Here is a 12,492-nt window from a genome sequence, read left to right as displayed (position 1 = left end):
ACACACATGAGAAAGCTGAGCCTGTTTTCGGGAGTGGGCGGAATTGATTTAGCAGCTCATTGGGCAGGCATGGAGACGGTAGCATTTTGCGAACGGGAGCCGTTTCCTGTGAAGGTATTGCAGAAGAATTTCCCGGGAGTACCCATATACGACGATGTATGCACACTTACTGCAGATCGATTAAAGGAGGATGGAATCATTGGAGACGGTAGAACAATTGACATTATTTCAGGAGGATTCCCATGCCAACCTTTTAGTCATGCCGGGAAGCGAGAAGGCACGAGCGACGACCGTTACCTCTGGACTGAGATTGTACGGATTCTTGAAGAAGTCCGACCCACTTGGTTTGTTGGCGAAAATGTTGCTGGGCTCATCAGTATGGAGCAGTCCGACAGCGAACTTATCATGGAAGACGACTCAACTATATGCGAGGAAGCGGAAATGGTCCTCGAAACCATCAAAAACGATCTTGAAAACATTGGCTATCAGCCCTTCTATGTTGTTATACCGTCTAGTGCCGTCGGTGCCCCGCACAGAAGAGATCGAATCTTCATTGTGGCCTACACCGAGAGCCAGCCTGAGAGGGGATTGCCCATCGGAGAGAGCGCGAAGATCACCGGATCTGCCTGCGGCTGTGAAAATGTGGCCGACACCCAGGGCGAACGATCCAGAGAAACGAGGAAACATCAATGCGCTGGATCCCAGGAACGGACTTCCCGGTGCGGTGAGGATGTGGCCTACCCCAGCGGCTCAGGAATCGAAGAATGCAACTCTGCCTCCATCTCAAATAGACAGGGACACTGTACCAGGAGCAGTACTACGATCGATGTGGCCGACACCTACAGCAAGTCAGGACTGGAAGCCGGTCCGTCCGTTGGCACCGTCAGAAGCTTCAGGGAGCCACGGAACAATGCTTGTGGGTGCGGTGGGACACAACCAACCAGAACTGATAGGTGGTCAACTGAATCCGAACTGGGTGGAATCCTTGATGGGCTTTCCAGTTGGTTGGACGGATATAGATGGCCAGCAGGACAAGGAGCCGAGCAGTACGACTGGGAGCCCAGGAGAGTAACTGCCGGTGAAACGAATCGTACGGGTCGATTAAAAGCACTGGGTAACGCGGTTAATCCAGTCCAGATCTACCCAATCATGGCAGCTATCAAAGCGATAAACGATCAATTGTAGGGATACCAAAGAAGAAGGGGCAGGTCCTCTTCCCACCACATACCACATAGGGTTTAGGCCCACCAAAGGAGAGATAACACATGGAACTTGAAATTGACCAAGTGGTTACTTTTAAAAATAAAACATATGCCGTACATGCTGACATGGAAACTTATATCTGGCTAATTGATGATAAAGGTGAATTGCTTAGGGTTGATGCATGGGGCAAACAAGCAATTAAAATGAGTGACATTGAAGCAACTTTCGATCACATCAACGGTTACATGGTTCCTGTTTTTAATTAGATGGCAGGCATACCGATCAAGAGGCGTTTGGCACGATTTTACAGACACCTTGAAGACGGAGACGAGGTATTTGCCATCTGTGAGTGTGTAGACGGATACGTGTACTACCAGCATATGGACGGCTGGGGAGAGTTGGAGAAGATGCTGTCACAACAGTTTTATGCGGAGTATGAGTGGATTCAAGATTAGGGGAGTGATTCCATGGCAAGCGGATGTATCCTAGGAATCTGCTATATCTGCGATGGTCAAATTTACGAGGATGAGCTGGGCTGGAACGATAACCTCATGAAGCATAAAACGTGCCAATCAATCAGCGAAGTGCGCTTGGAAAACAAGTTGCTTAAGCAGCAGTTGGCGGAATATAAAAAATGGGTTTTAGGGGAGGAAGAACAGTCATGGAAATGTTCAAAGTAGATGACAACGATATTCAAGGTCGCTTGGAATTCAACAAGGAGTGGTGGAGTGCAGCTCAGGAAGGCGAACCAATGGCAGGTGATGAAATACGGGAGGTTCGTTGGCTGATCGAACTAGCAGGAAAGCAACACATAGAAAACGAGCGGCTCCGCAAGGAGCTTGAAGATAAGAACAGCACCATTGAAATGCTAACCAAACAGATAACGGATGAAATTTCTATATCAGCGGCAGCAATTGTTGAACGAGATCGTCTACGCAAGGGCATTGATGAGATAGCTGGTAGGTATGTACTCGCTTCGCCACCAAGCTTTATATATGCAAAGCTGAGGGCTTTGTTGGGTCAGGAAGGAGAGGGGAACCAATGAACGCATGGAAGTCAGTCAAACTGATTCGGAAATACGCTAATTGCAAAGAATGTGGCAATGAACTGGTAGGCGATGGTGAAGGTGTTTTGCTGATTGAAGATGACATTTTTAAGCGCAGTTGCAAGTGTGGATGGAGTATTGAAGTTGATGAGGATGACAAGCCGTTAAGAGATTTAAAGGTTGCGTGTTGGGCGACGATAGGACCGAAACGAGTATATGAAATCCATGATAGAAAAGGGAAGTTTTACGGCTATGTAAACGTAGACGCTTTGCAGAAGTTGGGGTATGTAAAACGCATCAATCATACCAAGAAAACGGAAGATTTTATTAATACGTCTGAAGGGAAACGTTGGGTTGATCAAAACAGGTTCTTTAATATTGCGTGAGGGTTGACGGAGATCGTGAAGCGATTAAAAAGTGGTTGGATTCAGCAAAAAGCGCTCAAGAGAAGATTCAAGAATACACAAAAGAATAGGAGTGATATATAGATGACACAAACAGCGTTGACCAAAAAAGAGTTGAAGCAAATCGAAATCACTGAAATGGAAATCAAAAAGCTTTATACGTGGCAGGACATGGAAGGCGAATGGAACACCGACATCAATATCCACTTCATGTTAAGCCAACCTTGTACATTCGAGTTGCTTGGACAGGTACACAATGTAGACCGTGTGAAAATGTTCGACCAGTACGGCGAGATCACGTTTGGCTATGCCAATGAAAATAAAGATTACTGCTGCTTCCCGGTTTCGAAAATATTCATCGACAAGATCAGGAAGCGTGTCATACAAGAGCAACGTCCTGACGGGATGTTAAAAGGATGGGATTTCAACCATGAGTTCCTAGATGTATTGCAAGGAGACAGTCTTGTCGTAAGCTGCTGGTAATCATCTATTGGCTGTACTGGACTTATAAAAATAAATTCAAAGGAGATTGATACCATGAGATATTTCGAATTCAACAGTCCGTACTGGGCACTGATTAAAGCTGAGACGGAAGATCAAGCCATTGAAAAGTATAACGAGATCGTAGCAGATTACGATGAAGAAACGGACGATGAAATCAAAGAAGTTGAACGTGATTATGCATTGGTGATTCATGCGAGAACTCAATCTGACGATGGAGGTCTGGTAAGAAGCGTATCTGAAACAATTGAAGATTTTAATAAGCCAGAGGCGGACATTTTGGCTATAACAAGCGAACTATGCTAGAAGGCCGATAGGCCACCGAGACGACCGCAATACTTAACGAAGTGGAGGCCGTATCAGGTTTTGGTCGGTCTCCCCAAATAGGAGGATATACAACCTCTACGTCATATACATTTAACAAACCAAAAATCGGAGGTAGTACCCATGAGTGAAAAACTAACGAAATACATCCATAGCATTTCTTCAGGAGCAAATGAGCGAGTTCAAATAAAACTGGAGACTATCGAAAAGGAACGCAAGCATGACGAGCGTGTGGGATGGGTGGAAGTTGCCAAACTACTGAAAAGCCTGCCAGTGCATGAGTTGGTGAAAGTGATCAAAGGACAGTCATTAGGAATCGATTTTTCGCGAGAAGAGCTCGGAGAAATACGGAGATCCTTGGGACGGAACATTTCTAACATTGCTCGTTTTATCGAATCAGATAAGGTCAGAGACCAAGATAAATTGGACGCTGAAGAATGGAAAAAACACAATGAAAGCGCCCGTGAAAAAATCGAAACCCATGGGTTGGCTCCCAAGGAAGGAGCGGATACAGAATGATAGAGTGGCGTAAATACGATCCAACAGACCGGAGTATCCCGAGTCATGTAGATCACATCGTAACGAATGGGCGTAATACATTAATTGCACAGCATGCAAGCATTCCTGGCACAGGTAAGTATGGCTGGAGAATCAACAATGCTTTAATACCGTGGGTAACGCACTGGTCGCCCATCAATAAGCCTCAGGAGGACAAAGCATGAGACAATTTGGACTAACTTATGACGACGCAGTAGACCTCCAAGTAAGTCTTGTCGCAGGTCTGAGGGCGCAGAAGAGGTACTACGATTGGGCTAGGCACGATCTGAACTCTATGGAAAAGAAGATTGCAAAAACGGAATCCAAACGCACTATGAAGAAAATCGCTTTCCTTAATGGGTTCACCAAAGCGAAGACCAAAGCGGAAATCAAGGAATTAGGGAAGTTGGTGGTGGAATGAACAACCGTGTAGCGCATCATTTGAACGAATTGGAAGGCGCGTCTCCTTCAGACCTGATTGAATTGATTGGGGAGAAAGATCAAGCATTACAGGCCATTACTGAAGTTAACTGGCAACTTACGTTTGAACGGGATCAAATGCAGCGTGAAGCTGCTTATTATAAAGCAAGATGCATTGAATATCAGATGTCTGAAAAACGGCGTCTTCAAGTGGGCGGTGAAGTCAAATGACCGATCAACTTGAAGCAAAGTACCATTGGGAATGGACAGAAAAAGCCGTTGAGGAAAATAAATTTCAAAGTATTGTGGCGGGAACACCAGTTTGGGATAATTATAAGAAGAAAGCACCAAAACGTTGGCTGGATGCAGGGTTGATTCGCCAAGCTTCGAAGCCTGAGTTGCCAGTAGGACAAGCAGTATTTGATATTTAGGAAAGGGGCCAAATATGGGGCTTGCGGTGGTACAAATGGAGATTTTCGAACGAGTGACGAAGGTTGAACGTGTCCAGGTCAAAAAGCTTTTGATGGGCTATCCAAAAATGGCCTTGCAAGTCAAAGACTTAAGGCGGAGAGATCCGGCAACACTCACTCCTAACCAATTGAAAAAATTAAGCGAAGATGGTCCGAAAGTAGATGAAATTAATGTTGCTGTCGGCTTGATTATAGATGAAGACGTTAAAAGAATATTTGAACATAGATACATCAAAGGCGTGAAATACACCGGAACTATCGATGCTTTCTGGGAACAGAGAGGTCGAAGTGAGAAGACTATAGACCGACGCATAGGAGTGGGTGTTGATACCATCGCTGAACATCTTAAACTCTGCGGAATCATTGGGAAAAAGTGACGGTAAACTGACGGTAAAGTGACGCTAGAATGACGGTGATATGACGGCAAAGTGACGGTTGATCAGTTATACACTAGGCACATAAGAGAGGAATTGCTTCTCTCCGGTGTGCCAGGGTGTACCGTTATTCCACCCCGGACTCGATCATGCTAGGTGACCCAGTCAAGCTTCATAACTGGCGAAGGGCGGTGTGATGCGGGGAAGGTGGGTAAGATCACCCCCAAGTCGCTCCATCCGGGCGGCATAGAAATACGGATTATTTGGGTCACTCGGAGGGTTTCCGGGTGGCTCATTCTTTTTAAGAGCCTATAAAACTATAAAAGCATCCAAACGGTACATCCAGTCTTCAACACATGATTGGGTGTTTTTTAATTTTATAGATACGGGAGGGTGGCAAGGATGTCATTAATTAATCGTCGCGATAAAAACGGGAGAAGGGTTTCTGCATTGGCAGTATCTACTGGTCTCCCTCTTTCTGCTGAGGAAGGTGTGAATGGCGAGGATGTAGCTACATTTGGCCCGTCAACTACGCATGGGTATGATGCGGAAAAAGGCGCTGTTCGTATGATGAAATTTGCGCAAAGAACGTCCGAACTGAAACTTCTTAACAGCTTGGCGGTTCCAGCGGGAGGTACGGTAAATTCATCCGAGAACTGGGCGATAGAGGACTTTTCGAAGATGCGATTGTTCGCATTAACATTGGGACAAGGTGTCGGAAATATAGACGTAGTCTTGAGGTTATCAGTTAATGGCGGATACAACTTCTCGGATGCTCATACCTTTTCGATGGGCGCTGAAGGGAAAAGCGTAATGTCGCCTATTGTTGAACTGGGAGCAACCCACTTTAAGCTTGCGTTAGTCAACAAAAGTTCTAGTGCGCAAAATATTGACGTGTGGGGGTTGGTTTTCGCATGAGTATCACGAGATGGATCTACAAGGATACCGAAGACTTATGTTGTGTGCACGCTGGTATGTCCGACAACACCACTGATCAAAAAAGCAACCCAAAACAAGTCGAATATCGTTTTCAAAACGCGGCTGGCGTTGAATCAAAGTGGCACAGGCCTGCCTTGAAGGGCAGCACGCTGACAGGTAAAGCTATTTTCCCCGCAGAGATTAGTACCCAAGATGTGACCAAGATGTCTCAGCTAAAATTGTATCTAAATTACCCGCCTATCAATGCTTATAGAGACGGCGTAACTCATGTAGTGTGTGATATTAAGTCGAGTCGAAAGATTGGAGGTTTGAAATTGATCTATGGATTTTTGATCCAAGCCGATGACGTTTTAGGACCGGCTTACGGGAACAACCAAAAGCTGCAGTGGGACGTATACACTGAGCCGATCAAGCTTGAGGAAGGCGTGAACAATTTCGCGCGCGCCATTCCGATTGAACATATCAGAAAACAGGAAAGTGCTCAAAGGTTCCAGCCAAGACACGTACCGTTTTTCTATTGGCGCATGGAAGGCGCAAACACTTTCCGGCCTGGGGATGTAATCGAGTTTTCATTCAGGTTTATTTCACAGCCTTATGTACAAGCAAAAGTTGGCGTTCGTTCATCCAATGCGACTTGATGCGGATAATTCAATAAAACAATAACACGGAGTTGTTCGGTATAACCGGATGGCTCTTTTATTTTAACTGGGAGGTGATGGCCGGTGAACTTCGTACAGCCGATCAGGGACCCGGCTATCATTGACGAGGTGAAAGAGTTCCTGAGATCAGAAAGCGAACGAAACTACATGATGTTTACATTTGGCATCAATACCGGATTACGCATTCAAGATATACTCAAGCTGCGTGTAAGGGATGTTCAAGGTGAACACTTGATTCTAATTGAAATGAAAACCAACAAGAAGAAGTGGATCAAGATAAACGCCGCGTTACGCCGTGAGCTGAAGAAATACACGGAAGGCATGGAACGGGACGAATACTTGTTTCAGTCCAGGCAAGGAGAGAACAGACCAATTAAGCGAGACATGGCTTATAAGGTCATGCGCAAGGCAGCAAAGCGTTTTGGGTTAGCTGACATTGGGACACACACCATGCGCAAGACATTTGGCTACCATATGTACCAAAAGACTAAGGACATAAGCCTTGTGCAAAATCTTCTTAACCATTCTGATAAGTCGATTACAAAACGTTACATTGGCATGGACCAGGACATGATGGATGCTGCCATGGATAACTTCGACTTATGAGTTATTCATAATTAGCGAGTGTATAACTCAAAATTAATAACGACTCCAAAGCCTTATGGGATAAGGGAAAATTTAAACGATCGCAGTTATGCTCTCTAATAAGATATGAATAACTCGATATTTATACAGAAATCACTGCAATGTGACGGGAAAGATACCGAAACAGACGCGATAAACCCTTATTTTAAAAGGGTTATTTGTGCGTTAAATGGACTGAATATTTATACAAAATGTGAGAACGGAGTGATTTGGTGTGGATGATAAGGTAAAAGCAACAGGCTTGCAAGTGAATGTGAAGTTCGAACCATGGGTAACTCCGCTTCTTCAGGGGATTGCCAAGACTTATCAAGAGGCGGTTGATAATGGTATGCCAAAGGATTTGGCGCTACAAGAATGCGAAGGAACAATCCGCAGAATCGTTAGCCAAGCATTTACTCTGGTGTGATCATGTACAAAACAATTGAGCAGAAGCGGAAGTTCTATGACAGTGGAGATTGGAAGCGACTGAGGACTGAGGTTAAGCAGCGTGACAACTATGAGTGCCAACCATGTAAACGCAACGGACTGGTGAGCATTGACACGAACGAGTACAGCGAATCAGCTGGTCGTAAGAAGATACAGCTTGTGGTCCATCACATCAAAGAACTTGAGGATCATCCAGACCTGGCGCTTGATATAGATAACCTTGAGACGGTATGTGTTGACTGCCATAACAGGGAGCATGACAGGGTGTTTGAACGGAACGTGAACAAGTGGGAAAAAGATGAAAGGTGGTAGGGATATGTACATCAAGGAATTGATTGAAAAGAGATTGGACGAGGTTCAGAGAAAAGAAGAAAGAACCAAGGCAATCATGGCTGAACTGGATCAGGATTTAACTAACCGTTCGCTCGAGCTCGCTAAAGTTCAAGAAGAAAAGAAACAACTCGAAGAATATTTGAAAGAATAGTACCCCCGGGTCAAAAGGTTTGGCGATTCCCCGGGGCCCGGGCACCGGTGTGGGAGTGTTCTGTCGGGTTTTTTAGAGTAAATATATCACGTTGGTATATTGGGAATAGATGGAAATTAATAAAAGGGGGTGATTTTGTTGACTGCAGCAGACGGAGATAAGTTAAGAAAGCAAATTGAGCGTGATCTTATGAAACAGTTGAAAGCGAACGGGCCACCTCCTTCTTATCACAAAGATTTGGTACAAGACTATCTATCACTTTGGGATCTAAAAAATAAACTAATTTGGGATATTGAAAAAAAGGGGATTCAAATCTCTGGTATGCACGGTCCAAAATCAAACCCGTCGATTACCGACTTGCATAAAACAAACGACCGTATGATAAAGATCCTGGATTCATTGAACTTGAACGTACCGAAGCCTGAGCAATCAGGTCCATCAACTAGGGGCGGAACGAAAAGTGATCTGATATGATTCGGCAGAAACACGTTGATGCTTATATCCAGCTTTACCATACGGGGGAAGTTAAGTTTAACAAGGAACGAGAACAGTTAATTGAATACCTGGAACGGGATGTTCTTTCCCGTGACGATTTGTATTTCAACGACGACATGATTGAGAACTGTATCCGGTTTGCGGCGAAGTGGTATTTCCCTTTGCAGCCATTCCAAAAGTTCTTGGTTGCTTTCGTTTTTTTATTTTTTAGGGATACTGACAGAGTCTTCTATCGGAAGTTCCTTTGGATGATGGGCAGGGGCGGCGGTAAAAACGGACTAATCACTGTCATATGTCATTTTCTGATTAGCGATCTTCACGGCATCAGGGAATACAACATATCCGTTATAGCAAACTCGGAAGAGCAAGCAAAGACTTCTGTGGAGGAAGCTGCTAAGACCATCAAGCGGGAAAAGATATTATCGAATCACTTCAAGCCGACAGCAATGCAGGTGCTCTCAAAAAAAACTGATAGCATTTTCAAATTCAGAACGTCCAACGGTAATACGAAGGACGGTCTTCGTGATGGCGCGGTTGTGTTCGATGAGATCCACTATTTCGAGGATAACTCTGACGTCCGGGTTCACATATCTGGTTTGGGTAAGAAGAAAAACCCACGAGAGTTCTACATCGGAACAGACGGATATGTTCGGGACGGATTCTTGGACAAGTTCAAAGACAAAGCCAAGAAGGTTCTGAGTGGTGAGGCCAGGGTAAACTCAGTCTTCCCATTCCTTTGCAAGCTGAACGATGAAAAAGAAGTTGATAGTCCAAAACTATGGGAATTGGCAAACCCAATGCTGAGCGAACCGAGGAATGAGTACTCTCAGGGTCTTTATGACACGATCTATGAGGAATACGAAGACCTGGCGGACGATCCTTCAAACCGAGAAGAGTTCATGACTAAACGTATGAATCTTCCAGTCACCGACTTGGAACGATCTGTAGCAAAATGGGAAGAGATTGCTTCAACTAATCAACCGTTACCGGATCTAGAGGGCAAGGAAGCCATTGGGTGCATTGACTTTGCGCAAATACGAGATTTTGCATCTGTCGGTTTAGTTTTCAAACATGACGGAAAGGTACCGTTTATTACTCACTCATTCACCAGAAAAGAGTTTGTTGATAAGTATTACGGATACTCCATGAAACGAGTGGACAGCAAAGAGAAATTTGCTCCGATTAAGGAATGGGAGTCCAAAGGGTTACTCACTGTTTTGAACGAGGAAATGATTAACCTGGAACATATCGTGAATTGGTTCGTCACAATGAGGATGAAATACAGCATCAAGAAAGTCATTGGTGATAACTACCGAATGGAAATGCTGAAACCATTGCTTGAGGCTGTCGGCTTCGAGGTTGAGGTTATTCGTAGGCCGGAAGCTATTCACGGCCTCTTAGCGCCGCGTGTAGAGATGTATTTCGCCAAAGGTATGTTCATATGGGGTGACAACCCATTAATGCGCTGGTACACCAACAACGTCCTTGTGACGATCAAAAAAGACGGTAACAAGGTTTACGGCAAGAAGGAACCGATCCGAAGGAAAACAGACGGATTCCAAGCGCTCATTTGCGGCCTTTATCGTTTCGAGGAACTGACAGAAGACAGCATGGAAGATGCACTAGATGCGTTGGAAGATCTGGAATTCTAGGAAAGGAGGTGGATCATGGGGTTCTTGGACAGTGTACTGAGGCGCAATAAAGAGCTGGAATCGTTGTTTGACTTGGATTTTGGTATAGATTCATCCAGTAGGGCTTATCTCAAGAAAATGGCGCTTGAAACGTGTATCAATTTCATTGGGCGTACGATTGGCCAAAGTGAATTCAGGATCATGAAAGACGATAAGCGCGTGAGTGATGATTGGGACTATTTGTTGAATGTAAGGCCGAACACTGATCAATCAGCAGCCGAGTTTTGGCAGCGAGTCACGCACAAACTGATTGATGATAACGAAGTGTTGATTGTGCTTTCAGACAGTAATGACTTGCTAATCGCTGACAGTTTTACTCGGGACGAATACGCGGTATTTCCCGATGTGTTTAGAGACGTTGTTGTCAAAGACTACACCTTCAAGCGCACGTTTCAAATGGATGAGGTTCTTCACTGGACCTATAACAACGAAAAGCTATCAAAATTCATGGAAGGCGCTTTTGATGATTACTCGGATCTGTTTGGCAGGATGCTTGAGACTCAAAAACTAAGTAATCAGATTAGGGGTACCGTTAGTCTGGATTCAACGCAAGTAATAAACGATGACAACAAAACGAGATTGCAGAACTTCATTAACAGGTTGTTTGACTCGTTCAGGCGCAATTCCGTTGCACTGGTGCCATTGCTCAAAGGTTTTCAATATAGCGAAGTGAATGACGGATCGAACAACGGGAAATCGGTTGATGAGCTGGCAAAGGTTAAGCGAGATTTGACGGATGATGTTGCAAATATCATTGGCATACCAACATCTTTAATTCATGGTGATATGTCTGAATACGAAACTGCTATTAAGGCATATATCAAGTTCTGCATCCAACCATTGGTCAAGAAAATAGAAGATGAACTGAACGCCAAATTGGTAGATAAGAAAGATTACATTGCCGGAAAGAGAATCAAGGTTCGCGGCATTGCTGAAATGAACCCATTGGAGCTGGCGAATGCGGTTGATAAGTTGCGTGCCAGTGGAACTTACAGCGGAAATGATATCCGAATTATGTTGGGAGATGAACCTGTGGACAATCCGGCACTTGATGAGTATGTGTTAACGAAGAACTATCAGTCAGCTTCTTCTGATCCGGAAGGGGGTGATACAAATGCGTAAAATCACGAAACAAGATTATTTCAAGACATTCAAGAATCAAGCTTATACCGATCAGTTGCAAAAAGTCGCGCGTAAGTTTGAAACAGTTCGCAATGAGGCCGCTAATTCAACGGAACTCACGATCTATGGAATCATCGGTGATTCGTGGTGGGAGGATTCGGTTTCAGCTGCCGACATCGATAATGCACTGAAGAGTATTAGCGGCGACATTGTTATTAACCTGAATAGCCCTGGGGGTGATGCCTTTGACGGTATAGCTATTTACAATCGCCTGAAGAAGCATAGCGGCAAGGTAACCATCAATATTGACGGGTGGGCTTGTTCGGCTGCTTCCGTGATCGCAATGGCTGCTGACGAATTAATTATGGGCCTTGGGTCGATGTACATGATCCACGAAGCCAGTTCTTTTGTTTGGGGAACCAAAACGGACATGAGAAAAGAAGCGGATGTCCTGGACGAACTGGAAGAAGGAATCATTGATATTTATATGACCAAGGCCAACATCACCCGCGAGGAAGTTCGGAACATGGTCGATGCAGAAACATGGTTCAGCGCACAGAAGGCAGTTGACCTTGGTTTTGCGACATCCACGGCTTCGGGTGTGGTAAAAGAGGAAGAAGTAGTCGCTGAACTCAGGGCGCAGGTCGTTACATTGCAGAATGAAGTAAGACAATTAAAAAATCAAAACCCTAAGGATGAACCAAATCCAGCAGCTTCTGCCGGACCAAGGTTCATTTTTTAATGGGAAAATGG

At 44.7% G+C, this 12,492-nt stretch carries 24 protein-coding genes; all 24 read left to right on the top strand.

The genetic code is table 11. From position 1 onward, the window contains the following. The first annotated feature begins 6 nt into the window (after positions 1-6). A complete protein-coding gene (gene dcm / locus NYE45_RS27185) occupies positions 7-1,185 on the top strand; it encodes a DNA (cytosine-5-)-methyltransferase (protein ID WP_340014680.1) in 1,179 nt (392 codons plus the stop codon). Between the two features lie 80 nt (positions 1,186-1,265). After that, complete coding sequence (locus NYE45_RS27180) at positions 1,266-1,469, top strand: hypothetical protein (RefSeq protein ID WP_340014679.1); 204 nt, start codon at positions 1,266-1,268, stop codon at positions 1,467-1,469. Next, complete coding sequence (locus NYE45_RS27175) at positions 1,470-1,658, top strand: hypothetical protein (protein ID WP_340014678.1); 189 nt, start codon at positions 1,470-1,472, stop codon at positions 1,656-1,658. It begins immediately after the preceding gene. A 12-nt stretch (positions 1,659-1,670) separates the two neighbouring features. Beyond that, on the top strand, positions 1,671-1,883 hold the full coding sequence (locus NYE45_RS27170) for a hypothetical protein (protein ID WP_340014677.1): 213 nt from the start codon (positions 1,671-1,673) through the stop codon (positions 1,881-1,883). Further along, the gene (locus tag NYE45_RS27165; RefSeq protein ID WP_340014676.1) at positions 1,865-2,248 is read left to right on the top strand and encodes a hypothetical protein; all 384 of its coding nucleotides are present in this window, start codon (positions 1,865-1,867) and stop codon (positions 2,246-2,248) included. Before NYE45_RS27170 ends, NYE45_RS27165 begins: the two co-directional genes overlap by 19 nt. After that, positions 2,245-2,634: a DUF3797 domain-containing protein gene (locus tag NYE45_RS27160; RefSeq protein ID WP_340014675.1), complete on the top strand. Its 390-nt coding sequence runs from the start codon at positions 2,245-2,247 to the stop codon at positions 2,632-2,634. Before NYE45_RS27165 ends, NYE45_RS27160 begins: the two co-directional genes overlap by 4 nt. 102 nt (positions 2,635-2,736) lie before the next feature. Continuing rightward, complete coding sequence (locus NYE45_RS27155; protein ID WP_340014674.1) at positions 2,737-3,135, top strand: hypothetical protein; 399 nt, start codon at positions 2,737-2,739, stop codon at positions 3,133-3,135. 54 nt (positions 3,136-3,189) lie between these two features. Further along, positions 3,190-3,459, top strand: a complete 270-nt coding sequence (locus NYE45_RS27150; protein ID WP_340014673.1) for a hypothetical protein — start codon at positions 3,190-3,192, stop codon at positions 3,457-3,459. A gap of 141 nt (positions 3,460-3,600) precedes the next feature. After that, complete coding sequence (locus NYE45_RS27145) at positions 3,601-3,996, top strand: hypothetical protein (protein WP_340014672.1); 396 nt, start codon at positions 3,601-3,603, stop codon at positions 3,994-3,996. Further along, a complete protein-coding gene (locus NYE45_RS27140) occupies positions 3,993-4,199 on the top strand; it encodes a hypothetical protein (RefSeq protein WP_340014671.1) in 207 nt (68 codons plus the stop codon). Before NYE45_RS27145 ends, NYE45_RS27140 begins: the two co-directional genes overlap by 4 nt. Beyond that, complete coding sequence (locus tag NYE45_RS27135) at positions 4,196-4,435, top strand: hypothetical protein (RefSeq protein ID WP_340014670.1); 240 nt, start codon at positions 4,196-4,198, stop codon at positions 4,433-4,435. Before NYE45_RS27140 ends, NYE45_RS27135 begins: the two co-directional genes overlap by 4 nt. Beyond that, positions 4,432-4,665: a hypothetical protein gene (locus tag NYE45_RS27130; RefSeq protein WP_340014669.1), complete on the top strand. Its 234-nt coding sequence runs from the start codon at positions 4,432-4,434 to the stop codon at positions 4,663-4,665. The genes NYE45_RS27135 and NYE45_RS27130 overlap by 4 nt, the downstream gene beginning before the upstream one ends. Continuing rightward, positions 4,662-4,865 (top strand): hypothetical protein, encoded by a 204-nt coding sequence (locus NYE45_RS27125; protein ID WP_175380578.1) that lies wholly within the window; start codon positions 4,662-4,664, stop codon positions 4,863-4,865. The genes NYE45_RS27130 and NYE45_RS27125 overlap by 4 nt, the downstream gene beginning before the upstream one ends. Before the next feature lie 14 nt (positions 4,866-4,879). Further along, positions 4,880-5,281, top strand: coding sequence for a hypothetical protein (locus NYE45_RS27120; RefSeq protein WP_340014667.1), 402 nt, complete (start codon positions 4,880-4,882; stop codon positions 5,279-5,281). 399 nt (positions 5,282-5,680) lie between these two features. Beyond that, on the top strand, positions 5,681-6,196 hold the full coding sequence (locus NYE45_RS27115; protein ID WP_340014666.1) for a hypothetical protein: 516 nt from the start codon (positions 5,681-5,683) through the stop codon (positions 6,194-6,196). Beyond that, positions 6,193-6,855: a hypothetical protein gene (locus tag NYE45_RS27110; RefSeq protein WP_340014665.1), complete on the top strand. Its 663-nt coding sequence runs from the start codon at positions 6,193-6,195 to the stop codon at positions 6,853-6,855. Before NYE45_RS27115 ends, NYE45_RS27110 begins: the two co-directional genes overlap by 4 nt. An 84-nt stretch (positions 6,856-6,939) precedes the next feature. After that, a complete protein-coding gene (locus NYE45_RS27105; RefSeq protein WP_340014664.1) occupies positions 6,940-7,482 on the top strand; it encodes a site-specific integrase in 543 nt (180 codons plus the stop codon). Positions 7,483-7,735: 253 nt separating this feature from the next. Next, positions 7,736-7,927 carry a hypothetical protein gene (locus NYE45_RS27100; protein WP_340014663.1) on the top strand — a complete coding sequence of 64 codons (192 nt, stop codon included), beginning with the start codon at positions 7,736-7,738 and terminating at the stop codon, positions 7,925-7,927. Beyond that, positions 7,924-8,259, top strand: a complete 336-nt coding sequence (locus tag NYE45_RS27095; protein ID WP_340014662.1) for an HNH endonuclease — start codon at positions 7,924-7,926, stop codon at positions 8,257-8,259. Before NYE45_RS27100 ends, NYE45_RS27095 begins: the two co-directional genes overlap by 4 nt. 4 nt (positions 8,260-8,263) lie before the next feature. Next, positions 8,264-8,431, top strand: a complete 168-nt coding sequence (locus NYE45_RS27090) for a hypothetical protein (protein WP_340014661.1) — start codon at positions 8,264-8,266, stop codon at positions 8,429-8,431. Positions 8,432-8,620: 189 nt separating this feature from the next. Further along, entirely contained in the window at positions 8,621-8,905 is a 285-nt protein-coding gene (locus tag NYE45_RS27085) for a hypothetical protein (protein ID WP_340017444.1), read from the top strand. Next, positions 8,902-10,578 (top strand): terminase TerL endonuclease subunit, encoded by a 1,677-nt coding sequence (locus NYE45_RS27080; protein WP_340014660.1) that lies wholly within the window; start codon positions 8,902-8,904, stop codon positions 10,576-10,578. The genes NYE45_RS27085 and NYE45_RS27080 overlap by 4 nt, the downstream gene beginning before the upstream one ends. Before the next feature lie 15 nt (positions 10,579-10,593). Next, on the top strand, positions 10,594-11,739 hold the full coding sequence (locus NYE45_RS27075; protein WP_340014659.1) for a phage portal protein: 1,146 nt from the start codon (positions 10,594-10,596) through the stop codon (positions 11,737-11,739). Beyond that, on the top strand, positions 11,732-12,481 hold the full coding sequence (locus NYE45_RS27070) for a head maturation protease, ClpP-related (protein ID WP_340014658.1): 750 nt from the start codon (positions 11,732-11,734) through the stop codon (positions 12,479-12,481). The genes NYE45_RS27075 and NYE45_RS27070 overlap by 8 nt, the downstream gene beginning before the upstream one ends. Positions 12,482-12,492: the final 11 nt, after the last annotated feature.

This window comes from Paenibacillus sp. FSL K6-1318, assembly GCF_037976905.1.
In the GTDB taxonomy this organism is placed as follows: Bacteria; Bacillota; Bacilli; order Paenibacillales; family Paenibacillaceae; genus Paenibacillus; species Paenibacillus amylolyticus_A.
Note: the sequence above shows the minus strand (reverse complement) of the source record. Positions and strands in the feature narration are given on the sequence as shown.

Coding starts and splice junctions, on each gene's coding strand:
- NYE45_RS27085 (WP_340017444.1), top strand. CDS start 8,621: ATGAAACAGTTGAAAGCGAACGGGCCACCTCCTTCTTATCACAAAGAT.
- NYE45_RS27070 (WP_340014658.1), top strand. CDS start 11,732: ATGCGTAAAATCACGAAACAAGATTATTTCAAGACATTCAAGAATCAA.
- NYE45_RS27075 (WP_340014659.1), top strand. CDS start 10,594: ATGGGGTTCTTGGACAGTGTACTGAGGCGCAATAAAGAGCTGGAATCG.
- NYE45_RS27080 (WP_340014660.1), top strand. CDS start 8,902: ATGATTCGGCAGAAACACGTTGATGCTTATATCCAGCTTTACCATACG.
- NYE45_RS27145 (WP_340014672.1), top strand. CDS start 3,601: ATGAGTGAAAAACTAACGAAATACATCCATAGCATTTCTTCAGGAGCA.
- NYE45_RS27150 (WP_340014673.1), top strand. CDS start 3,190: ATGAGATATTTCGAATTCAACAGTCCGTACTGGGCACTGATTAAAGCT.
- NYE45_RS27110 (WP_340014665.1), top strand. CDS start 6,193: ATGAGTATCACGAGATGGATCTACAAGGATACCGAAGACTTATGTTGT.
- NYE45_RS27140 (WP_340014671.1), top strand. CDS start 3,993: ATGATAGAGTGGCGTAAATACGATCCAACAGACCGGAGTATCCCGAGT.
- NYE45_RS27170 (WP_340014677.1), top strand. CDS start 1,671: ATGGCAAGCGGATGTATCCTAGGAATCTGCTATATCTGCGATGGTCAA.
- NYE45_RS27130 (WP_340014669.1), top strand. CDS start 4,432: ATGAACAACCGTGTAGCGCATCATTTGAACGAATTGGAAGGCGCGTCT.
- NYE45_RS27155 (WP_340014674.1), top strand. CDS start 2,737: ATGACACAAACAGCGTTGACCAAAAAAGAGTTGAAGCAAATCGAAATC.
- NYE45_RS27115 (WP_340014666.1), top strand. CDS start 5,681: ATGTCATTAATTAATCGTCGCGATAAAAACGGGAGAAGGGTTTCTGCA.
- NYE45_RS27090 (WP_340014661.1), top strand. CDS start 8,264: ATGTACATCAAGGAATTGATTGAAAAGAGATTGGACGAGGTTCAGAGA.
- NYE45_RS27160 (WP_340014675.1), top strand. CDS start 2,245: ATGAACGCATGGAAGTCAGTCAAACTGATTCGGAAATACGCTAATTGC.
- NYE45_RS27135 (WP_340014670.1), top strand. CDS start 4,196: ATGAGACAATTTGGACTAACTTATGACGACGCAGTAGACCTCCAAGTA.
- NYE45_RS27120 (WP_340014667.1), top strand. CDS start 4,880: ATGGGGCTTGCGGTGGTACAAATGGAGATTTTCGAACGAGTGACGAAG.
- dcm (WP_340014680.1), top strand. CDS start 7: ATGAGAAAGCTGAGCCTGTTTTCGGGAGTGGGCGGAATTGATTTAGCA.
- NYE45_RS27175 (WP_340014678.1), top strand. CDS start 1,470: ATGGCAGGCATACCGATCAAGAGGCGTTTGGCACGATTTTACAGACAC.
- NYE45_RS27165 (WP_340014676.1), top strand. CDS start 1,865: ATGGAAATGTTCAAAGTAGATGACAACGATATTCAAGGTCGCTTGGAA.
- NYE45_RS27180 (WP_340014679.1), top strand. CDS start 1,266: ATGGAACTTGAAATTGACCAAGTGGTTACTTTTAAAAATAAAACATAT.
- NYE45_RS27125 (WP_175380578.1), top strand. CDS start 4,662: ATGACCGATCAACTTGAAGCAAAGTACCATTGGGAATGGACAGAAAAA.